Raw genomic sequence first — 23100 nt, 5'->3', positions numbered from 1 at the left:
CAGTTTCACTCGTTGTTCAGTTTTCAAAGAACAATTTCTCTTGCTTGCGTTTCGTTCGTGTCTGCCGTATGTCTCAGCGGCGACTCATATAATATATCACGGGTGCCTAGAGGATTGCAAGTGTTTTTTCAAAAAAACTTTCAACTTTTATTAAACCCGCATTACAGCGCCTTTTTCCGGCGTTTCAAACCCTTATTTACCGCGAAAAACCCACTTCTTGCTGCCTATAAAATTGAGCACTGTCGTCACCCCTGTAACGAGCAGCTTTGCCAGCCACTCGTTAACAAGCATCTTTTCAGATACGAAATACAATAGGGGTAACGACAGGCCTAGAACCGTACAGCTCAAAATAGTAAACCTTATCGCCTGTGCTTTATCAAACTTGCGTTCTCTTCGCTGCTCCGGCCCTTTGCCGAACGTCAGCCAGGAATTCATAACGTAGCTGTTCACAATACCTGCTCCATAAGATATCACCTGTGCACCAACGAAGTACACGCCCAGCCATACCAAGAGGCTAAACACCATAAAATCGACAGCCGTATTTACTAGCCCTATCATATTAAACATTATAAACTGCCTGATTGTTTGCCTCATTGCACCCTGGGACATGTTGCCGCTCCTTTGTCTTCCTAACTTCTTCACTCAAATGTTTGTATGGCTCAGCTTCCTGGCACTAGCCGCTATAGAGCACCCAGCTTGGGAACCAACGCAATATATGAGCCACATATGTTTTGCTGAAAGGCAAACCTGATAATACAGGATAAAACATAATGAACAGCACGACCGCTGCTGCGACGTAGAGTCCTAAATATTTCCTCCACTTCGGATTTTTCTCCTCTGCCGTCTGGAACATATAGAGAATCGCCATGATCATGAATGGCACCATCGCAAAATAATGATAAATAAACGTCAGCCTTGGCACCAGCATCCACGGCAAGTATTGCGACAGATAAGCAATCCAGACGATGTACATGCGTTTATCTTTGCGCTTAAGGCTTATATAGAAGGCACCTATTACCGCGAACAGTCCCGTCCACCAAATAAGTGGATTGCCGAAAGCGGAAATCGATGATACATCATTCGCATTTTCTAAATCCTTGCCGCTATAATACCACACCGGGCGTTTCATAAACGGCCATTCCCACCACTGCGAGGAATAAGGATGCGTGGCAACCAGCTCGCTGTGATAAGAATACATATGCTCCTGCTGACTTACAAGTCCTTCAAATGTATATTTGCCATCGCCTGCGTTCAGCACCGGGATAAAGGATAGGCTGTAAATAACAGCAGGAATGGCGATATACGTCACCAAACAGCTCGCGAGCGTCAATAGCGTATTGCGCGGGAAAGCTTGAATGACGCGCTTATACGTTTCCCTCTGCTCGGCATTCCCTGTTCCCGATGCAAGCGCACGCTTGGAAGCCGCATATTGCTTGTAGCGTTCGAACAAGGATAGGCCCAGCATAACGGCAAGCCCTGCCCCGCCGTAAAGGACGATCCATTTGGACGCAGCACCTATGCCGAATACGACCCCTGCGAGCGATAGCGGAACGAGCGTCTTCCTTAGTGCTACTAAATAGAAGTTCATTCTATAGTAACGGTACATGAAGTAGAACATCAGCATAATGAAAAATACGGCGTACACATCGATCGTCGCAATGCGCGTCTGTGTGAAATGCATGAAATCGGCCGCCAGCAAAATCGCGCCAGCCGCTGCATAAACCGTGCGGTAGCGGAACAGCCGCAGCACGAATATATACATAAGAGGAATCATCGCAATGCCGAACAGCGTTCCAATAATCCGCCAGCCGAAGGGGCTGAGCCCGAACAGCTTGATACCGATGGCGATGAGTATTTTGCCCAATGGCGGATGTGTATTTTCATATACGGGCAAATCCTCAAGGAACTCATACGCAGTACGTGCATGATAAATCTCATCGAAGTATGAGCCGTTCCAATAGGTCGACTTGTAAGCTGCCGAGCTTTGCTCATCAAATAGATGCTCCACAGGGCCAAAACGCGGGTCCTCGGCCGCTGCCGCATTAGAGCCGATATAAACAATGTCTCCAATAGGCAGCGGCTGATCGCTTCCGTTCGGATAAAAGGCCATTTCCTGCAGCGAGAAACCAGTTGAAGCAACCGTAACCTTGGCATATCTCGCGCTCACATTAAGCGGCTGGACGACCCATTTTAGATCATCGCCGATTTTCAGTTCGACTTCTACACCGCCGCTCCACGCATCCGGTGAATTTCCGAACTCCAGCTTGAGCTTGCCGGCTCCCACGCCTCCGAACATATTGACCCGTTCCAACTGCTGCGTCTGGCCAAGATCAACATAAAAGCTTTGGCCATTCTGCTGCGGCTTCCAGCCTGTATTCAGGCTGTTGAACGAGCCCAAATTAAGCAGCGCCACAATCGCATAGACAACAGTAATGCCGCCCATCCACCACCAGTCCTTGCGGGTGAGCTTATTGCCGCTCTTATCAGAGGTAGAAGCCTGCAGTTCCTTGCCCTTAGGAGTGCTCTGCGGCTCCAGCTCCTTGAGTGCCTGCTGGTCCGCTTCCCGAAGTTCTTCCTGCGTCAGCGGTGGAACTGGTTTGGGATCATTTTTCACATAGAGAGAATAACCAACATAAAGCAAATAGGCGAACAAACACAAATTCGTAATGGAGCACAAAATGACAATGCCGTCGGTCACCGTATGCTGACCTGCCTCGCTAAATGCAAGCACGTACCCGACATTAATGAAATGCGTGACACTGAAACCCATCATGAGATGCAGCAGCCGCCGATCCTGCGACTCGATATAGGCGAATACATACAGCAAGATGACAGGGAACAGATAACGCTCATGCATTTTCGTCGCAAATAGAAACACGATTGTGATGAGAATAATCGCAATAAAATAAGAGATGCCCAGATTGCGCTTTGGCTTGCCCTTAAAGGAGAACCATAGTGCCACCACAACAGCTAGTACTATGGCAATATTGCCCCATGTTTTATAAGACAACAGCAGCCAGCTGCTGTCCAGTGAAGCCCAGTTCCCTCCCGTGAGCGCGTATAAGTTGAACGCATTCAATGTTGCGTACGGATAGGAGGATAACGTTGCTTTGTAAAGCTCAATAACACCCATTAAACCGCCATTATTCAAGAAAAATGGAGCCGCAAGCACTAGAAAAGCAATCAAGCCATAAGCGACGCTCATCAAGGCGCGCTTCCAATCGCGTTTATGCCAATAAGCGAGCAGGACAACCGGGGCGAAAATTAAAGCCTGCGGTTTAATGAGCACAGCAAGCGCGAACCAGATACCGCCTCGTTCCAGACGCTCCCCCGCCATGCTGCTAATGGCCATAATGAGAAACAAGGTGAAGAAGGAATCCACCTGTCCCCAGCCTGCTGAATTGATCCAAATCGCCGGGTTAAAGACATAGAGCAGGGCAAGGCCTGTCGCTGCTGCCGGATTGAGCTTTGTTTTGGCAAACCGGTAAATGAGCCAGCTGGACACTAGATCGGCCACGATGGCCGGGAGCTTGAAGAGCAGCGTTGCTCCGCTTGTATCCGGATTTATGCTGAACCATGACTTGATGGCAGCAAGAACATACAAAATATAGACGTAGCCCGGCGGGTAGTCTGCAAAGACCCCTTCTTCATAAAACTGCTGTACGCCATTCTGATAGGCGCGATCCGCCCAGTACATAAAGGTCTTAATATCGTTGACGTAGCCCGGCACCTTAATCGCAACCCATAGCCTGAAAATAAGAGCTGCTGCCATAGCGGCAATCAGCCAGCCACGATAGGAAGTGCTGGATTTGCCAAGCGGCTGCGTCCGAAGCATTTTTCGATAGAGAAAAACAAACAAGAGGCCGAATAAGGCCGATATTGATAATACGGGAAAAGCGGATATCTTTTTCGGGTCCATCTTTTCAGCATCTGTCGCTCCGCCCCCACCACCTGTCAGCTGCGATGGCTCGAAGGACATGATTTGAACGTTTTCAGGCTTTGCTGGAAGCTGCTCCATTTTCAAATCGTCGAACAGCGCTGTTCCCGTGTTCAAGCTTCCGTAGCCGCCCAGGCTGATGCCCATTTGCAGCTCCTTCTGTTCTGGGCCTGTCCGGCCGTAAAATTCGAGCAGCTTCCACTCGCCCGCCGTATCAGTCAACTGTGGAAATGGATCGCCCACTCCTACAATGAACAGATTTGCCCCGATTGCATCGCTCTTTGCATCTGAAACCTTGACCCAGCCGCTCACATGGTAATAAGCGTCCGGACTTACGGTCAGCTTCTGTATCCATTTGGCATGGTTCGGCTGAAAGTTCTGAATCTTAGCTGCGCCGGTGCCTGAATAAACATCGGACTGCTCCAGCGTGAAGCGCGATACGCTCTCCCCAGCCTCCCACACATCCTGCGTCCATGACAAAGGTACACCGGACTCCGCATCCTCGAAGCCAGCATTATGTATAATATTAAATTCCTCCGCGAACACCTGCTTGCCGCCATAAGGCAAAAAACTGAATAAGAGCATTACCATGCATATGACCAACCGCAAACTTCTCATTGAACCTTTCAGCAACGTCTGTTCACCTCTGATTTCTATAGTCATTACCTCGCTAAGATAGCTTTTTTTGTCTGAAAATACATATTCACTTTAAAGGAAAATACGGCACGGGTCAATGGACGGAGGCGGCATCAGCTTGTTGCCTGACATAAAGCACGTTTCAACAGCTTTCCTAGCCCTATTATAGAAAAAAACCTGCTGAAGCCACAGGCCTCAACAGGTTAGTAGAAAAATATGATCGGCTATTCGCCCGCCAGATTGCGCATATGCGGGAACAGCAGCACGTCGCGGATGGAAGGCGCATCAGTCAACAGCATGACCAGACGGTCGATGCCGATTCCTAGTCCGCCCGTTGGCGGCAAGCCGTACTCCAGTGCACGGATGAAATCGTCATCCATCTCATGCGCCTCATCATTGCCCTGCTCCTTCTCCAGCAGCTGCGCCTCAAAACGTTCGCGCTGATCGATCGGATCGTTTAGCTCTGTAAACGCATTGGCATGCTCGCGCGCCACGATAAACAATTCAAAACGATCCGTGAAGCGCGGATCAACCGGGCTTTTCTTCGCCAGCGGCGAAATCGCAACCGGATGGCCCGTAACGAAGGTTGGCTGAATGAGCGTATGCTCACAAAACTCTTCAAAGAACGCATTCACAATATGACCGAACGTCATATGCGGCTCAACTTTGACGTTATGCTCCTTCGCAATGGCATGCGCTTCTTCATCCGTCATTTGAACGCTGAAGTCAACGCCTTTGATTTCCTTAACTAGATCAACCATTGAAATACGGCGCCATTGCGGCGTCAGGTCGACTTCTTGGCCTTGGTACATGATCTTGGTAGTGCCGAGCACATCCTGCGCGATATGCGCGATCATGTTTTCAGTCAATGCCATAATATCCTTGTAGTCAGCGTAAGCCTCATACAGCTCCAGCATCGTAAATTCTGGGTTATGGCGCGTCGACATGCCTTCGTTCCGATAAACGCGGCCAATTTCGTAAACCTTCTCCATGCCGCCGACAATGAGGCGTTTCAAATGCAGCTCAATCGCGATACGCATATAAAGCTGCATATCAAGCGCATTATGATGCGTGATGAAAGGACGTGCGGATGCTCCGCCCGGAATCGTATGCAGCGTCGGCGTTTCCACTTCCAGATAGTTCTGGCCATCCAGGTAGCGTCTCATCGATTGGATAATGCGGGAGCGGGAGATGAACGTTTGTTGAACATCAGGATTCACAATTAGATCAACATAACGCTGGCGGTAGCGCAGCTCGACATCCTTCAGTCCATGGAACTTGTCCGGCAAAGGCAGGAGCGATTTCGTAAGTACGATCACTTCCAGCGCTTTTACCGATACTTCGCCGGTATTCGTCTTGAATACCGTTCCCTTCACGCCGATGATATCGCCGATATCAAGCAGGGTGAATGCTGCGAATTGGTTTTCCTCAACCGTATCCTTGCGCGCATAAATTTGAATTTTGCCGCTTAGATCCTGAATGTGGGCAAAGCTCGCTTTACCCATGCCGCGCTTCTGCATAATCCGGCCCGCAATGCTTACCTGTTCGGCTTTCTCTTCCAGCTCTTCCTTCGTAAACGACTCATAAGCGGACACGATGTCCTTCGCATTATGCGAACGCTCGAATTTGCTGCCGAATGGATCAATGCCGAGTCCTCTCAGCTCGTCCAGTTTATCACGGCGGATTTGCAGCAGCTCGCTTAGCTCTTGTTCTTGTTCATGACCTGTCTCGGTGTTCTGATGTTCCAACTTGATTTCATCTCCTAAGGCACCGCTTTAACGTTCAAAAAGCTTCCGCTTAAGGAAGCTTTCTGAATCAGACACAGTGCAAACCTTATTTTTTAATATCGACGATTCTATATTGTATAACACCGGCAGGTACGCTGACATCAACGACCGTGCCTTCCTTTTTACCCAAAATCGCTCTGCCTACAGGGCTCTCATTGGAAATCTTATTGTTAAGCGGATCCGATTCTGCGGAACCGACAATGGCATATTCCATTTTATCGCCAAATTCCAAATCTTCTACAGTTACCGTGGAGCCGATGCTGACCACATCTGTATCGATCTCATCGCTGTTGATGATCCGAGCGTTGCGGAGCATTTTTTCCAACGTAATGATACGACCTTCGATGAAGGCCTGCTCATTCTTAGCATCTTCATACTCGGAGTTTTCGCTAATATCGCCGTAGCCAATCGCGATCTTGATCCGCTCAGCTACTTCGCGACGCTTGACCGATTTCAGCATCTCCAGTTCGTCCTCAAGCTTTCTCAAACCTTCCTGAGTCAGAATGATCTCTTTATCGCTCATCTTTCCGATTCTCCCGTCGTGTGACCAATTTTCATACCAGGTATGAATTCACTGTTAATTAATATATTACGCTCCTCTTGCCTCAGACCAGCTGAGGGAGCAGATAAGCCGCGTTGACTATAGTCATTAAGGTTATATTGCACGATTATATGCAATGTTCTCCTGAATGTCAATCAAAGCCAAACGACTGGAACGACTTTCGCATAAGGCCTCTTGAAAGCGTTGCCCTCCATATATGTACACCTGGCTGCAAGGAACACGCCGCTTGTAAAAGCGCCTGTGCTTGAACCCTTTATTTCAGTTGGCAGGACAGCCACACGGCCCTTCTTTTTTATTCGTTGCAAAACCGTACAATCCTTCCTAACTCGTCTGCAAAAAACACAAAGTTCCAAATATATAAGGTTTTTTACATAACCTTTCCATTTTCTCATAAGCCGCCATGGCTCTCCTCATCTATTACCCAAGGTGAAACGGCTCGCGCCGTTCTATGAAAAAATAACAAATGTTTTGTCGTTAGGCGTCATACGAGCATAGGCAGGAGACTCGCCTTTACAACCTTTTATTTTAAAAAAAGGCAGGCCTCTGAACGTTCTCAGATAACCTGCCCGTTTATTTCATTTGTAAATCAAGTATAGGGATTGTCGAATTTCCGAGCAGCCGTTTCCTGAACAGCCTGATCGTGCAAGGTGAAACGGCTGGCGCCTTCCTTTGGCGGCGCAACGCGTTTCATTCCGAGAAATATAGAGAAAGGATCGCGTTAGGATATCCTTTCCTATATTTCAAGCTAGAAACTTGCAGCAGCCAGACCTTGCTCCTCGAGCGACACCAGATACTGATCCAAAATGTCCACCATCCGGTCCCGGCCGGTTTCTTCCATAATAACATCCTTGACGCGGGCACCGCCCGGCAAGCCTTTCAAATACCAAGCCAGATGCTTGCGCATTTCCCGTACGGCAACCGCCTCGCCCTTCAGGTCAATGAGACGATCCAGATGAAGAATAGCAACCTGCATCTTCTCGCGCGGCATTGGATCGGGCAGCAGCTCGCCATTCGTCAAATATTGAATGGTCCGATACAGCATCCAAGGGTTTCCAAGCGCACCACGGCCGATCATGACGCCGTCGCAGCCTGTATGCTCCAGCAAGCGCCTGGCATCTTCAGGTGAAAAAACATCCCCGTTGCCGATTACCGGAATCGACACAGCCTGCTTCACATCGCGAATGATGTCCCAATTCGCTACACCTGTGTACTGCTGCTCGCGCGTACGACCGTGTACGCTGACCGCTTTGCCGCCAGCACGCTCAACGGCGCGCGCATTTTCCACCGCATAAATATGCTCGTCATCCCAGCCGATGCGCATTTTCACCGTTACCGGTTTATCGACAGCTTCTACTACGGCAGAAACCATCTCGTAAATTTTGTTCGGGTCAAGGAGCCAGCGCGCACCAGCATCGCATTTCGTTACCTTAGGTACCGGGCAGCCCATATTGATATCAATAATATCAGCATTGGTTTGCTTATCCACGACCTTCGCCGCCTCGACCAGCGATTCACGGTCACCGCCGACAATCTGCAGGCTAAGCGGCTTCTCACGCTCGTCCACGAACAGCATTTCCCTCGTCCGCTTATTGCCGTGCAAAATCGCCTTGTCGCTCACCATCTCCGCGCACACAAGACCTGTTCCAAACTCTTTCGCAATTAGACGAAAGGCTGGATTACACACGCCGGCCATCGGCGCGAGTACAACTCTGTTCTTCATCTCGATGTCGCCGATTTTCAGCATGCTTCTCCACGCTCCTTCTGGTTTGTTCAAATATAAGCATTTATAAGTTTTACCCTTATAACGGGCTTATACTTCACCCGCGAAACGGTAGCTATACCGCCAGAGGACGGCGTCAGCCGTTTACGCTTGCTTACGCGTTTCCATTTGATTCCGAATCCGTCAACTCTTCATAGCTAACGCCAAGGGTGTTTGATATATGAATCAATAACTTCGCGTCCGCCTTGCGGGTGCCGCGCTCAAGGGAGCCTAACACCGCTACCGACACGCCAAGTACTTTTGCTAATTCCTGCTGTGTATAGCCCTTTAGCTTACGAAATGCCCGGACTCGCTGTGCCAATTGATGATTTTCCATAACATGATGCCTTCCTTTCCATCCTGAAGCGCTGAAGCCGCGGCCGCAGCCACCTGTTCCTTAAGCGGATGGGACTGCTCGATTACATCACCAAGCGGAACGAGCACGAAAGAACGTTCCATCATTCGCGGATGCGGAAGTGTCAGCTCCTCGCCATCCATCACGACATCAGCATACAACAGCAAATCGAGATCTATAGTGCGCGGCCCCCAGCGTATATCTCTAACACGCCCAAGCTGCTGCTCGGTATCCAGCAGAACGTGCAGTAAAGCAAGCGGGGACAGCGTAGTTCGTACGGCGATAGCCATATTCAGAAAAGGGGGCTGATCCGTATAGCCGACCGGATCGGTCTCATATACGCCCGAAACGCGAAGCACTTCGATGTCTGGGCGGCCGCTTAACTGCTGGATCGCTTGCAGCAAAAGCTGCTGCCGATCCCCTACATTTGAACCGAGAGCCACATATGCATCTGCGGGCGAATTAAACGGAGACAATGCGTCCATCAGCATCCCGCTTTCTGTGCAGCTCTACCGTCACGCCATCAAAATGAATGTCGAACGGCGGGTTCGGCTTCGTCACACGAACCGTTACTTCATTTATCATAGTATAAGCCGCCAGCAACTGGGTTGCAATGCTACCCGCTAAAGCCTCGATCAATTTAAACGGCGTTCCTTCGACGATTTTCTTCGTTAGCGCATGCAATTCGGCATAATTCACCGTTGCTTCCAAATCATCCATCGTTGCCGCTTTCTCCAAATCCATCAGCAGTTCCAGATCAACACCGAATTTTTGCCCCAGCCTGTTCTCTTCCGCAAAAACACCGTGATAACCGTAAAACTGCATGCCTTTCACAAGCATTCTATCCATAAGCTTACGCCCCTTATACTTATATCTGAAACTATGAATAACGCGGGTAGGTAATCGCATCCGACATTATAGCTGTTCTTTTATTCGCGCGCACATCATGCACCCTGACGATTTGACAGCCTTGAGCAATGCCCAGCGCCGTCGTCGCTGCCGTACCCTCTACCAGCTCTTCCCTTGGCAACTCTAGCGTCTGCCTAATGAAGCTTTTGCGTGAAGTGCCCAGCAGTACAGGATAGCCAAGAGCGTGCAGCTCGGCGAGCCGTCCTAGAAGCTCCATATTTTGCTCATGGGTTTTGGCAAAGCCAAGACCGGGATCTAGCCAGATATGCTCCTCTTTCACGCCCGCATCTCTTGCGATTTCGATGCTTTCTTTCAAATCGGCAATAACATCCTCCACAAAATCGGCTGCCAGGTAGACGGGATTCGTCCGATTATGCGTTAAAATAACTGGGCAGCCGTATTCCGCTGCGGCTGCCGCCATATCCGCATCAAATTTGAGTCCCCAAATATCATTAATAATCGTAGCCCCTGCGGCGAGCGCGTGACGTGCTGTCTTTGCCTTATACGTATCGATCGATATCGCAATGTGAGGCAGCGCAGCACGGACAGCTTGTATGACCGGAATAACGCGGCGCAGCTCCTCCTCAGCATCGACCGGCACAAAGCCCGGGCGCGTGGATTCGCCGCCGATATCGATAATATCAGCGCCTTCTGCCGCCATCTCCAATGCACGGCTGGCAGCCGCCTCCGCTTCATTAAACTTCCCGCCATCGGAGAAGGAATCGGGTGTCGCATTCAAAATGCCCATAATCAGCGTGCGCTTGCCCAGCTCCAGCTGCTTCCCTCCAGGCAGCTCATAGCTCCTGCTGTAATATTCAAGCTTGCTTTCTCTTGTTATATTCATAAGTTCCGCTCACACCTTTAGCTATTCTAGTCTTCATGCGCAGCTGATTGACGCTTCCACCTTACTTGCTTCTCATCGTATCGGAGCGGTAAGCCTTTAGCAGCTGGCGCGTGATCGGGCCGGCCACAGTCCCGGCTTTCCCGGCTTCCGCTTCCGCCTCAAGCATGGCTGCATTTCTGGCCTTTCCGGAGCCCGCGCCGCTTCCTGCACCCGCCTCTTTGCCAACCTGCACCAGAGTGCCGTCGGGACCTGATAACCGCGTCACTGGCACCAGTTCCTGAACGGAGCCCGTCAGCCAAATTTCATCTGCCCCAAGCAGCTGGTTCCAGCTGTAATAGCCTTCCTCCACCTGGAAGCCTGCCGCACGGGCCAGTTCCATAACGCGCTCTCGCGTAATGCCAGGCAAAATGCCTGTATCAACCGCGGGCGTCCGAATGACACCATCCTGGGCAAAAAAAAGATTGCTGACGATGCCCTCCGTCAGCAGGCCAGCACCGCTCAGCATCATTCCTTCTGCTCCCGGCGAGGCATTGCTCGCGGCCAGCTCGCGCTTCGCTATAATATTATTCATATAATGCAGTGATTTAAGCCGAATCTCGCCTTCTGGCGTATTGCGCTTCGTATGCAGCAGCCTAAGCTCGCGGCCATGCTCATAAAGCGCGGCCTGATAAGGCGGCAGCGGCTTCATCAAGATCAGCTCCTGCGGCTGCTCATAATCGCCCACCGGCAAGCCTAGCCCGCCATCGCCTGCTGTAACGGTCAGCCGGACATAACCATCCTTCAGCTCATTCGCATGAAGCAGCTCGGCGATCCTCGCCTCAAGCGCACTTTGATCCGCTTTGTAGCGAATGCCCAGTGACAAACAGCCCGCCTCCAGCCGCCGCAAATGCCGTTCCAGCAAATAAGCGCGGCCGCCATAGGTCCGGAACGTCTCGAACAAACCCAAACCGTACAAAAAGCCGTGATCATATATTGAGATCACAGCTTGACCGGCATCCATGACAACGCCGCCAAACGCGACCTTCATCGCGGCGCGCCTGTACGAATTTTCAAAAAGTTGCGCAGCAGCGTCAGCCCATGCTCGGAAATAATCGATTCCGGATGGAATTGCACCCCTTCAATCGGGTATTCTTTGTGGCGAAGGGCCATAATTTCGCCTTCCGCTGTTTCTGCACTGATTTCAAGACAGTCTGGCAGGGTCTCTTTTTTCACGATAAGGGAATGGTAACGGGTTGCGGTGAACGGCGAAGGGATGCCTTCAAAAATCGTTTTGCCGTCATGCACCATTTGTGATGTTTTGCCATGCATCAAACGTTCAGCGCGAATGACATCGCCGCCAAAAGCTTGTCCAATCGCCTGATGGCCAAGGCACACGCCGAAAATCGGAATTTTTCCTTTAAAATGCTCAATGAGCGACAGGCTGATGCCCGCTTCGTTCGGAGAGCAAGGTCCCGGAGAAATCAAAATATGATCAGGTGCCAATTGCTCAATGTCCGCCAGCCCCAGCTCATCATTTCTTTTCACAACAATGTCCTCGCCAAGCTCGCCTAAATATTGCACCAGGTTGTAGGTAAACGAATCATAGTTATCTATTACGAGAATCATCGCATGCGCCCCCTCTAATGTTTGCGCCCGCTTGGCGCAGCCTGCCTGAACCGTTCACTATACTCAATCGCCTTCCACAGCGCCTTCGCCTTGCTTAATGATTCCTTATATTCGCGCTCCGGCTTGGAATCAATGACGATGCCTGCTCCGGCCTGAATATGCACCATGCCATCTTTGACGACCATAGTTCGTATGATAATATTAAATTCCATATCGCCATTATAGTCAATCCATCCGAGCGAGCCGGTATAAGGACCACGCCTTACAGGCTCCAGCTCTTCAATGATTTCCATCGTGCGGATTTTGGGAGCGCCTGTTATAGTTCCGCCTGGGAAAGTAGCCGCAATCACATCGTAAGCATCCTTGCCCTCGGCAAGCCGTCCCTCCACTTGGGATACCAAATGCATCACATGCGAATATTGCTCTATGACCATCAGCTCTTCCACTTTCACCGTGCCGTAAGCCGAAATCCGGCCCAAATCGTTGCGCTCCAAATCGACCAGCATAATATGCTCGGCGCGCTCCTTCTCGCTCGTCCGCAGCTCCTCCGCCATGAGCTCGTTTTCCGCCTCTGTTCGGCCGCGTCTGCGCGTTCCGGCAATTGGGCGGGCTGCAAGCAAGTCGCCGCGGCGCTCAACGAGCAGCTCCGGGGAAGCCGAAACGAGCTGAAAGTCAGGACAGCGCAGAAAGCCCATATATGGAGAAGGATTAATGAGACGAAGCCATTCGTACAGCTCTTCTGGCTGCACACCCAGCGCCCGGCTCTGCCTCACCGATAAATTAACCTGAAATACGTCGCCTTGCCCGATGTAACGCTGAATTTGCCGAACAGCCTCCTCAAAGGCTTCCTTCGAAAAACGCGTACTGATCCCGCCCATCTCATCCAGATTGCTCTGGAGGGAATCGTCCGTGGCAAGCTGCAGACGCTCTTGACGCAGCTGGCGGCTGTCGCTTGTGCTTGAGCTAGCAGCATGATTCACGCCCCGCTGTCCATTCGCTTCGCTTCCGAACCGCTTCTCCCAATAAACGGCCATCTCATCGGCCCGCGAGCAAGCTTGCGCATAAAGACGCCGCAGCTCCTCTTCACCCGCATCGCTTGGCACAAGCGTATGCACCGCGCAATATAGCTTCTTGTCGCTATGATCGACAATCCACAGTTCATTTAAACGCAGAAATAAATAATCCGGCAAATTCAAGTCGTCCTCCGTCAGCTCCGGCAGCCGCTCAATCGAACGAATGACGTCATAGCTCCAAAATCCGACACAGCCGCCTGTCCATTTCGGCATGCCAGCTGCTTCAAGCTTCGGCGCGCGATAAGGCTCCATCCAGCTCCGCACCACTTCGAGCGGCTTGCCTTGATAGCGTACGACTGAATCAGCTGCCTGTGAAGCATCGGCGAGATCTGGGCTCAACGCCCGGGCTTCCGCCTCCAAACCTTTGCCGCGAATGACGCTTTCCGGCTGCAAGCCGAGATACGTATAGCGCCCGCCCTTGCCGCTCTCCAGCACAAAAGCATACGGCGATGCATCCCGCCATGCCTCTTCCCATGAAGCGACGCCTTCTTCTCCAAGCGGCAGCTCCCGCAGCAGTGGAAAAGTCGTATACTTCTGCTCGGCGTGCCACCCTAACCAATAGTCCAAGGCGGTGAACATCACCTTCCAACCCCCGATCGACAAGCATGTTTATTTTGCCTAGTATACAGAATACCCGCCCAAAAGGAAAGAGCGCTGCCACCATATTCATGCGGCCCATTACGCCCATCAAGCGTAAACGGCTGCAGCCGTCCTCTGGCGGCAAAGCTGCCGTGTCGAAGGTGAATGCTAAGCCGTTTATAAGGGTGAAACTTATACATTCTTATAATTGAAAAAAGCCCTCCACTCAAATGAATGGAAGGCCAGTCAAACGGTACACCGCTCCAATTAAGGCACGGCCCCGCTTGGTCATAAGTGTTAGTTCTCGAAGTTGAACAGCGGCGTACTTAGGTAACGCTCACCGTTACTTGGAACAACCGCGATAACGCGCTTGCCTTTGCCGAGTTCTTTCGCTACTTTCAAAGCAGCATAGATTGCAGCACCGGAGGAAATTCCGCACAAGATGCCTTCTTCTTTCGCAGCACGGCGTGCGTAGTCGAATGCATCATCATTTTCAACGGTAATCACTTCGTCGTAGATCTCACGGTCCAAAATCGTCGGCACGAAGTTAGCGCCAATACCTTGGATTTTGTGAGGGCCAGGCTGTCCGCCCGAAAGCAGTGGGGAAGCCGCTGGCTCAACCGCGTAAATTTTAATATCTTTGAAGTTCTTCTTCAGCACTTCGCCAGTACCCGTAATTGTGCCGCCAGTACCAATGCCCGCTACGAATGCATCCAGCTTGCCGTCCAGGGAGTTGATCGCCTCAACGATTTCTGGGCCTGTCGTCTCGCGGTGGATTTTCACATTCGCTTGGTTATTGAACTGCTGCGGGATAAAATAGGACGGGTTTTCTTTCGCCAGCTCTTCAGCTTTGCGTACAGCTCCGTTCATGCCTTCCGAACCCGGCGTCAGAACCACTTCTGCACCATAGGCACGAAGCAGGTTGCGGCGCTCAATACTCATCGTCTCAGGCATAACAAGAATAGCTTTATAACCTTTAGCCGCTGCTACCAAGGCAAGACCGATACCTGTGTTGCCGCTCGTAGGCTCAACAATTGTATCGCCTGGCTTAATGACGCCTTCCTGTTCAGCTACTTCGATCATGCTGATTGCGATACGGTCTTTTACGCTCGCACCTGGGTTTTGATATTCAAGCTTCACATAAATTTCAGCGCTGTCCTCAGGAACAAGACGATTCAAGCGAACTAGCGGTGTATCACCAATTAGATCAGTAATGCTTTGCACGATTTTTGCCATGTGTCATACTTCCTCCTTATTCCGACTAATTCAGTTGGTTTTTTAACTAATTCCATCTTATCAATGAGTTGTATTCGTTGTCAATACCTTCATTTCCTTCAAGCGAAAACGGCTGGCTAACGCCATCCCCGACGGAAAAAGTTCCGTTTTGCATTGAAATATAAGCCTGATATAAGTAGAAGCCTTATAAATGCTTATATTTTGAAAAAGACGGATTGTTCGCCCATTTTCCAAACGTCTGGCGAATACGGCTATATGATGCTCCAATATAATGGAAGCTTATAAACAAACCTAAAATTTCTTATATTTACGGAAAGGTGACCGCATCATATTTGTCCAATAGCTGCTGCTCAATTTGGCTTAGCGAAGGAGCCTGTGATAAAGCCAGCTCTTTGCGAACAAGTTCATGCAATTGCTGCCCCTGTGGCTTATCCGTTGTATGACGCTCCATCAAACGAATAATGGCATAACCTTCGGCAATGGCTATCGGGCCGGCAATCTCTCCCGTACCCAGCTTGCTTGCTGCTGAAAGAATCGCCAGCTCATGAAACGGGTCATTCGCATCAATAAGGCCTAAATCACCGCCAGCCTCTGCCGTAAAAGCATCTATTGAGTTTTCAGTCGCGGTTTGCGCGAAATCCGCTCCTTGGGACAGTTTGTCCAGCACGCGGTTCGCCTCTTCCTTATTCGCCGTCACAATCCAGGATAAGCGATATTGCAGCTTGTCGCCGTACTGTTCCTCATGATCCGCAATGTAGCGTTCAACCTCAGCGTCCGGCACGTCCACTTTTTGGATCGCTATTTTTTCAGTCAACAGCCTGTACTTCACATCCTTCAAAACTTCCTCTTTGGACATGCCAAGCTGCTGATCCATGACCCGGTAAAAATCCTCTTCGCTATCGTACCCTTCTGCCTGCTCCTCCACAGCTCTCTGCTGTTCCTGAGCGGTAACCTCAAGCTGCTGCGAGGCAGCTTCTTGGTCAATGGCGCTGTGAATCATCATCAGCTTGAGGGTGGCTTCGCCATATTGCTCGCTGAGCCTGTTCATCAGCTCGCTTACCCTAATGCTGTGATTGCCAATGATGGCAATAATTTTATCGTTTTCCGAGCTGCCGGGTACTATCTCATTGCCCGTCTCCGTACGTGTTCCCGAATCCGGCTCATGCTCTGGCAGCCCTTCAGAAAAAGGCGACAATCTCACTACAACAACTACACTGAGCACGATCATGCACAACGCCTGAATGACGACGATCGTCCTGACTACACCGATTTTGTTCATTGCCCGGTAGCCTCCATCTTAATGGATCGGCTTCGGTTTGGCTTGGTCGAGCAATTGCTCCAGCTCAGTACGGTTAAACTGGTAAGCTTCATTACAGAAGTGGCATACGACCTCTGCTTTTCCTTCTTCTTCAATCGTTTGCTGCAATTCCGATTCGCCCATGCTGATCAGAGTCTGCTCTACGCGCTCGCGCGAGCATTTGCATTGAAAACGCAAATCCAGCGACTCATGGATGACAGCATCGTCGCCGACGACCCATTTGAGCAGCCCTTCTGGCGTCTCGCCCTGATCGAGCAGCGCAGTGACAGGAGGCATCGCACTGAGCGCTTTCTCCAGCTTTGTAATTTCTGCATCCGTAAGTCCTGGCATCAGCTGTACGATAAAGCCGCCAGCGTGGATGACGCGGCCATCCTCATCGACCAGCACGCCTAGCCCAACTGCGGAAGGCGTCTGCTCCGATACGGCAAAATAATAGGTGAAATCTTCGCCCAGCTCGCCGGAAACAATCGGAACGCTGCCGCGGTAAGGCTCTTTCAGGCCTAGATCCTTTGTAATATGAATATAACCGCTATGGCCTACTGCACCTGCAACATCAAGCTTGCCCTGCGCATTGCTTGGAAGCAGAACGAGCGGATTGTCCGTGTAGCCTCGCACTTCTCCATGAGCATTTGCATCAACAACAATTTGTCCCATTGGGCCATCGCCCTTCACTTGAATCGTCAGCTTTTCTTCGCCCTTCAGCATGGCGCCCATAATAGCTCCGGCTGTTGCCGTTCTGCCGATCGCCGCCGTTGCTGTCGGCAGTGTACCGTGCCGGCGCTGCAGCTCATCGACCAATTGCGTTGTACGGGCAGCGAAAACACGAATTTTGCCTTCCCATGCCGTGCCGCGCACCAAAAAATCTTTCCTTTGCTCCATCGTCTATCCCTCCTGATTCCGTTCATATATAATACGCAAGCCTTCTAATGTCAGAAGCGGATCAACTTCATCTATCGTTTCCGATTCTGAGCTAATTAACTCAGCCAAGCCGCCCGTCGCGATGACACGCGGCGAAACTTTAAACTCCTTGCGAATTCTGCGCACGATACCGTCCACTTGTCCAGCATAGCCGTATATAATGCCCGCCTGCATAGATGTGACCGGATTGCGGCCGATTACGCTTGGCGGCTTCACCAGCTCAATGCGCGGCAGCTTCGCCGCCCGCTGATAAAGCGCCTCTGTCGAGATAGCAATGCCCGGCACAATGGCGCCGCCCAAATAGCTGCCAGCGGCATCAATGTAATCAAACGTCGTTGCGGTGCCAAAGTCGACGACAATAAGCGGGCTGCCATATTTGACGATGCCCGCCACCGAATTCACGATGCGGTCAGCACCAACCTCGCGAGGGTTTTCATACCGGATATTGAGTCCTGTCTTCACGCCTGGGCCGACGATATACGGTTTCTTGCGCAAATACTTCATGCACAGCTGCTCCAGCGTCCGCATCAGCGGCGGAACGACGGATGAAATAATGACGCCTTCCATCTGCTCCAAACGCATGCCGGCAAAATGAAACAAATGATGAAAGTTGATGCCATATTCATCAACTGTAGCGGAACGATTCGTGCTGAGCCTCCAGTGATGGAGCAGCTCCTTGCCTTGATAAATGCCCAGCACTATATTCGTATTGCCGACGTCAATGACGAGAATCAAGACATTGCCCCTCCCTTCTTCGCATTAAGGTCGAGACTAATATCAAGCGATTGAAAGGAGTAGGTAAGGCCTCCTACCGAAATGACATCTACACCGCAAGCGGCTATGCCGTAAATCGTATCAAGCCGCACATTGCCCGAAGCTTCTACAATAACATGTGGCGAGCGCTGCTTGATTTGCTTGACAGCTGCCTTCATCATATCTTGCGGCATATTGTCGAGCATAATAATATCAGCGCCGCATGCAATCGCCTCATCGACCTGCTCCAAAGATTCCGTCTCCACTTCAATCTTCATCGTATGGGGAATGCCTGCTCGCGCTGCTTCCACCGCTTCCCGAATACCGCCTGCGCCCTTAATATGATTATCCTTGATCATAACGGCATCATACAAGCCAAACCGGTGATTCGAGCCGCCGCCTACGCGAACGGCATATTTTTCAAGCAAGCGATGGCCTGGCGTCGTTTTGCGCGTGTCGACCAGCCTAACCGGCAAGCCCTGCAAAGCCGCTACAAATTCGCTTGTCTTCGTCGCAACGCCGGACATCCGCTGCATTAAATTAAGCGCAAGGCGCTCCCCTGTCAGCAGACTATGGATGCTGCCCTCTACTTCCGCGAGCACGGTGCCTTTTTCCACATACTGCCCATCCTCAACCTTCGCCGTGAAGACCAGCGAGCGATCAACGGTTTCAAACACAAGGCGAGCAATCGGAATGCCGGCAATCCGTCCATTTTCCTTTACATGAATAACAGCCTTCGCCTGCGCCCCGCGCGGAATCGTCATAGCGGTCGTTACATCGCCGCTTCCGATATCTTCCGCAAGCCAGCTGCGTATTTGTGCGCGCAGTGCTTCATTATAGCCGTCCAGCGTCGTCTCAAACATTGGTTAACCGCTCCTCTGTCCTCCCGTATACACGGTGCATTACAGTATGCTTGCGCCAAGCCTGATCATTGCGCTCCGGGAAGTCCTCACGGTAATGCGCGCCGCGGCTCTCCTCCCGCTGCAAAGCGGATTCCGCCATCAGCAGGGCGCATGTCAACATATTGGCAAATTCAAATTCTTCCCGCTTGGTCAGCATCGCTTGAAAAATCGGAAGCTGGCGCCGCAGCTCTTCAAGACCCTTCTCCAAACCCTTCGCATCACGCTGCAAGCCTGCGTACCTGACCATAATCTTTTGCAGCTTCAATCTCCGCTCCACAACGGCCTGAATCGGCACGCTGCTGCGCGGTACGCTGCTCTCTATTATAGGCTGAATCTCTGCATGCTCTGCAAGTTTATCAATCGCCTCGACGATTCGCTTGCCGAAAACGACCGCTTCCGACAGCGAATTGCTCGCTAAGCGATTCGCTCCGTGAACGCCTGTCGAGGAAACCTCGCCGCAGGCGAACAGCCTTTTAATATTGGTTTCCCCATCGAGATCGGTTTTAACGCCGCCCATCATATAATGTGCAGCAGGGGCAACCGGAATCCAATCCGTCGTCAGATCCAAACCATAACGCAAGCAGAATTCATAAATATTCGGAAAACGATGCTTCACCATATCCGGCGACTCATGCGTCACATCCAAATAAACGAAGGTTGATTTCGTGGCCTCCATCTCGCTAATAATGGCGCGGGCCACCACGTCACGCGGCGCCAGCTCCAGCTGAGGATGGTAATGCTCCATAAAACGCTCGCCCCGCGTATTGCGAAGTACGGCTCCCTCGCCGCGCACCGCTTCTGAAATCAGGAACCGCGGCGCCCCTGGGTAGCATAGGGAGGTCGGATGGAATTGAACAAACTCTACATCCTGTATATAAGCTCCTGCCCGGTAAGCCATTGCGATCCCATCGCCTGTGGCTACTTCAGGATTCGTCGTGTAACGATAGAGCTGGCCGGCTCCGCCAGAGCATAAAATGGTCGCCTTGCCGCGCACAAGCAGACGCGAGCCGTCGGGCTTTTGCACAACAGCGCCAACACATTCTCCATCATTAGTCACCAAATCGATGACAAAATGGTCGTCCCAAACTTCAATACCCGGCTTAGACAACGCTTTCTCCGATAAGGCTCGTACAATTTCGTAGCCCGTCGCATCCCCATTCGCATGCAAAATACGGCGCTGGCTGTGAGCGCCTTCCTTCGTCAGCGCAAACTCGCCATTTTCCAAATCGAACTGCGTGCCCATTTCAATGAGCTGATTTACACCCTCTGGCCCCTCGTGCACAAGCACATTGACCGCATCCTCCGAGCACAAGCCCGCTCCCGCAATCAACGTGTCATCGCTGTGATAAGCGGGTGAATCATCCTCCGATATGACCGCGGCAATGCCGCCCTGCGCATAGCGGGTGTTGCTGTCCAGCAGCGACTTCTTCGTAATCATCAGCACGGAATGCCGATCACTTGCCCGAAGTGCGGTAAAAAGACCGGCAATGCCGGCCCCAATCACAATAACATCCTTCTCGATTACCGGCAGTTCGTCTAAATTGATGTCTACAAGGTATCTGGGAATCATTTTTCGCGCCTCCAGGCATAGGAGTAGCGCATGCTGCTCCTATTTCACGAGTAACATGCGCTCCAAGGACAAGCGTGCTTGATCCGCCACATGCGGCGGTACATAGATTTGCGGCTGCATCGTTTCGAGGCATTTTACCAGCTTTTTGAGGTTATTAACCTTCATGTTCGGGCAGACCAAATATTTAGATGCAAAAAGGAATGTTTTGTCCGGGCTGTCCAGCCGCAGCTGATAGCCAGTGCCATCCTCCGTGCCGACGATGAACTCCTTGCAATCCGATTCCTTGCAGTATTTAATAATCGCTGTCGTACTGCCGACAAAATCACCCAGCTCCACCACTTCAGGGCGGCACTCAGGATGCACAACAAACTGCGCATTCGGGTGTTTCGCCTTCATTTCCTCTACATCCTTGACCGTCAACATGTCGTGCGTGTTGCAGTAACCTTCCCAGATAATCATATTCTTATCGGTTTTCTGCTGCACGTAATGCCCAAGGTTTTTGTCCGGTACCCAAATGACGTCTTGGCCTTCCACGGAGTTTACAACGTTAACCGCATTTGCCGATGTACAACAAATGTCAGTCTCTGCCTTAATTTCGGCAGATGAGTTAATATACGTAACGACGGTCGCATTCGGATGCTGGGCTTTCAGCTTGCGAAGACCATCGACATTGACCATATCCGCCATCGGGCAGCCTGCACGCTCGTCCGGAATAATAACCGTTTTGTTCGGTGCCAAAATTTTTGCGCTCTCGCCCATAAAATGCACGCCGCAAAATACGATAACATCCGCGTCCGTCTGCGCCGCTTTTTGTGCTAGCAAAAAAGAATCTCCACGGAAATCTGCAACCTCTTGAATTTCATCACGCTGATAATAATGAGCAAGAATGATGGCGTTGCGCTCTTTCTTCAATTGCATTAGCCGTTCCCGCAGTTCGCGGTTCTGCTCCGCCTTGCGTTCAAGTGCCAGTGCTTCCACAGTTAATCCTCTCCTCTTATGAGGGAAGGGCAAGCTGATTGCCCATTCCAGATATGGCTACTTCCGACTTTGTGAATTGATGCACAAACCTAAAAAGTCGTTCGCCTTTCATTTGACCTTTACGGTAAATTCATTTGATAAGGTTTAATTTACTCCAGGCAGATCATGCTGTCAATGCGTTTATGACAAAAGTGTGAATTCCCATTGAAAATAGCGCCTGCCGCAGCTGAACTTTCCATCATTGGCGACTATTGTGTATAAATGCAGCATTTACGCACATAGTTATCAACAAGTTATCCACAATCGTGGGTTTTCTGTGACTAACCTTGCGCAAATAATCAGAATACAAAAAACTTCCCTTGGATTGATCACGACATACGTGATATCCATGGGAAGTTTGGAGCTCTTTGATTCTATTAGCGTTTTGCCGGATCGTATGGTTCGCCAAGCGAGCCTGGAGCAGAAGAACGTCCTACTGCACCTACGAGTACAACCAACGTCAATACGTATGGCAGCATATAGAAAAACTCGGTCGGAATTTGCTGCGACCAATCGAACAGTTGGGCAAAGTTGCGAATCGCTTGCGCGAAGCCGAAGAAAATAGCAGCTCCCGCAACGCCAAGCGGATTCCATTTTCCGAAAATTACAGCCGCGATAGCGATAAAGCCTTGGCCCGAAATGGTATTATGGGCAAAGTTGCTCGTCGTTGTTAACGTAATGGTCGCACCGCCAAGACCTGCAAGTGCGCCGCTAAGCAGCACGCCGATATAACGGTATTTTGTTACGCTGATCCCCACTGTGTCGGCCGAGCTCGGGTATTCTCCGACTGCGCGAAGGCGCAAGCCGAAGTGCGTTTTGTACAGTACAATATAGCTGATAATGACAAGCAAAATAACAACATATGTCGTCGGATAAGCTTTAAAGAACGCCTCTCCAAAAAACGGAATATCTGATAAATAAGGGATTTCCCATTTGTTGAATACATGAGTCAGCGTTGTTGTCTGTCCCGAACCTTCATACAAGCTCTTCGTCAAATAAATCGCGATGCCCGCTGCCAAAATATTAATAACGACACCGACTATCGTCTGATCCGCCTTAAATGTAATGGTAGATACCGCATGTAGAAGGGCAAATATCACCCCATATATAGCTGCCCCCACTAAGCCTATCCACGGAGCAGATTCCTCATAACCAGCTTGTATCGCATAGTCGGTAATGACTGCTGCCGCGAACGCGCCTGACACCATCAGGCCTTCGAGACCGATATTAATAACGCCAGATCGCTCAGAAAAGAGACCACCGAGACCGGTAAAAATAAGCGCCGTAGAAAATACAAGCGTAACGTTAACAAGCTGACCCAATATTTCCAGTGCATTCAT

The 23100-nt window shown here is 50.8% G+C and carries 20 protein-coding genes; all 20 read right to left on the bottom strand.

The window, feature by feature from the left end; all coding sequences use genetic code 11:
• Positions 1-192: 192 nt before the first annotated feature.
• A complete protein-coding gene (locus tag AC6B99_RS31275; protein ID WP_056034740.1) occupies positions 193-609 on the bottom strand; it encodes a GtrA family protein in 417 nt (138 codons plus the stop codon).
• A gap of 64 nt (positions 610-673) precedes the next feature.
• Positions 674-4570 (bottom strand): glycosyltransferase family 39 protein, encoded by a 3897-nt coding sequence (locus AC6B99_RS31270; protein ID WP_496664979.1) that lies wholly within the window; start codon positions 4568-4570, stop codon positions 674-676.
• Between the two features lie 227 nt (positions 4571-4797).
• Positions 4798-6321 (bottom strand): lysine--tRNA ligase, encoded by a 1524-nt coding sequence (lysS, locus tag AC6B99_RS31265; protein WP_494865540.1) that lies wholly within the window; start codon positions 6319-6321, stop codon positions 4798-4800.
• Between the two features lie 85 nt (positions 6322-6406).
• The gene (gene greA, locus AC6B99_RS31260) at positions 6407-6883 is read right to left on the bottom strand and encodes a transcription elongation factor GreA (RefSeq protein ID WP_056034744.1); all 477 of its coding nucleotides are present in this window, start codon (positions 6881-6883) and stop codon (positions 6407-6409) included.
• Between the two features lie 784 nt (positions 6884-7667).
• Positions 7668-8666 (bottom strand): tRNA dihydrouridine synthase DusB, encoded by a 999-nt coding sequence (gene dusB / locus AC6B99_RS31255; protein ID WP_056034751.1) that lies wholly within the window; start codon positions 8664-8666, stop codon positions 7668-7670.
• A gap of 130 nt (positions 8667-8796) precedes the next feature.
• A complete protein-coding gene (locus tag AC6B99_RS31250) occupies positions 8797-9018 on the bottom strand; it encodes a helix-turn-helix domain-containing protein (protein ID WP_056034753.1) in 222 nt (73 codons plus the stop codon).
• On the bottom strand, positions 8970-9521 hold the full coding sequence (folK, locus tag AC6B99_RS31245) for a 2-amino-4-hydroxy-6-hydroxymethyldihydropteridine diphosphokinase (protein ID WP_056034756.1): 552 nt from the start codon (positions 9519-9521) through the stop codon (positions 8970-8972). The genes AC6B99_RS31250 and folK overlap by 49 nt, the downstream gene beginning before the upstream one ends.
• Positions 9499-9885 (bottom strand): dihydroneopterin aldolase, encoded by a 387-nt coding sequence (gene folB / locus AC6B99_RS31240; protein ID WP_496664978.1) that lies wholly within the window; start codon positions 9883-9885, stop codon positions 9499-9501. Before folB ends, folK begins: the two co-directional genes overlap by 23 nt.
• 31 nt (positions 9886-9916) lie before the next feature.
• Positions 9917-10789: a dihydropteroate synthase gene (gene folP / locus AC6B99_RS31235; RefSeq protein WP_056034762.1), complete on the bottom strand. Its 873-nt coding sequence runs from the start codon at positions 10787-10789 to the stop codon at positions 9917-9919.
• Positions 10790-10850: 61 nt separating this feature from the next.
• The gene (locus AC6B99_RS31230; protein WP_494882973.1) at positions 10851-11816 is read right to left on the bottom strand and encodes an aminotransferase class IV; all 966 of its coding nucleotides are present in this window, start codon (positions 11814-11816) and stop codon (positions 10851-10853) included.
• The gene (gene pabA / locus AC6B99_RS31225) at positions 11813-12394 is read right to left on the bottom strand and encodes an aminodeoxychorismate/anthranilate synthase component II (protein WP_046234446.1); all 582 of its coding nucleotides are present in this window, start codon (positions 12392-12394) and stop codon (positions 11813-11815) included. Before pabA ends, AC6B99_RS31230 begins: the two co-directional genes overlap by 4 nt.
• A 14-nt stretch (positions 12395-12408) precedes the next feature.
• Positions 12409-14046, bottom strand: a complete 1638-nt coding sequence (locus tag AC6B99_RS31220) for a chorismate-binding protein (RefSeq protein WP_494882971.1) — start codon at positions 14044-14046, stop codon at positions 12409-12411.
• A 297-nt stretch (positions 14047-14343) separates the two neighbouring features.
• Positions 14344-15282 (bottom strand): cysteine synthase A, encoded by a 939-nt coding sequence (cysK, locus tag AC6B99_RS31215; RefSeq protein WP_056034771.1) that lies wholly within the window; start codon positions 15280-15282, stop codon positions 14344-14346.
• Between the two features lie 307 nt (positions 15283-15589).
• On the bottom strand, positions 15590-16561 hold the full coding sequence (locus AC6B99_RS31210) for a peptidylprolyl isomerase (RefSeq protein WP_494865528.1): 972 nt from the start codon (positions 16559-16561) through the stop codon (positions 15590-15592).
• Positions 16562-16579: 18 nt separating this feature from the next.
• The gene (gene hslO / locus AC6B99_RS31205) at positions 16580-17479 is read right to left on the bottom strand and encodes an Hsp33 family molecular chaperone HslO (RefSeq protein ID WP_056034777.1); all 900 of its coding nucleotides are present in this window, start codon (positions 17477-17479) and stop codon (positions 16580-16582) included.
• A gap of 3 nt (positions 17480-17482) precedes the next feature.
• Positions 17483-18253: a type III pantothenate kinase gene (locus AC6B99_RS31200; protein WP_056034779.1), complete on the bottom strand. Its 771-nt coding sequence runs from the start codon at positions 18251-18253 to the stop codon at positions 17483-17485.
• Positions 18250-19134 carry a carboxylating nicotinate-nucleotide diphosphorylase gene (gene nadC / locus AC6B99_RS31195; RefSeq protein WP_494882969.1) on the bottom strand — a complete coding sequence of 295 codons (885 nt, stop codon included), beginning with the start codon at positions 19132-19134 and terminating at the stop codon, positions 18250-18252. Before nadC ends, AC6B99_RS31200 begins: the two co-directional genes overlap by 4 nt.
• The gene (gene nadB, locus AC6B99_RS31190) at positions 19127-20743 is read right to left on the bottom strand and encodes an L-aspartate oxidase (protein WP_494865525.1); all 1617 of its coding nucleotides are present in this window, start codon (positions 20741-20743) and stop codon (positions 19127-19129) included. The genes nadC and nadB overlap by 8 nt, the downstream gene beginning before the upstream one ends.
• Before the next feature lie 39 nt (positions 20744-20782).
• Positions 20783-21721, bottom strand: a complete 939-nt coding sequence (nadA, locus tag AC6B99_RS31185; protein ID WP_046234439.1) for a quinolinate synthase NadA — start codon at positions 21719-21721, stop codon at positions 20783-20785.
• A gap of 416 nt (positions 21722-22137) precedes the next feature.
• Complete coding sequence (locus tag AC6B99_RS31180) at positions 22138-23100, bottom strand: ABC transporter permease (protein WP_496664977.1); 963 nt, start codon at positions 23098-23100, stop codon at positions 22138-22140.

This window comes from Paenibacillus liaoningensis, assembly GCF_059609455.1.
The sequence above is the reverse complement of the archived record's forward strand: the minus strand, read 5'-3'. Positions and strand labels throughout refer to the sequence as shown.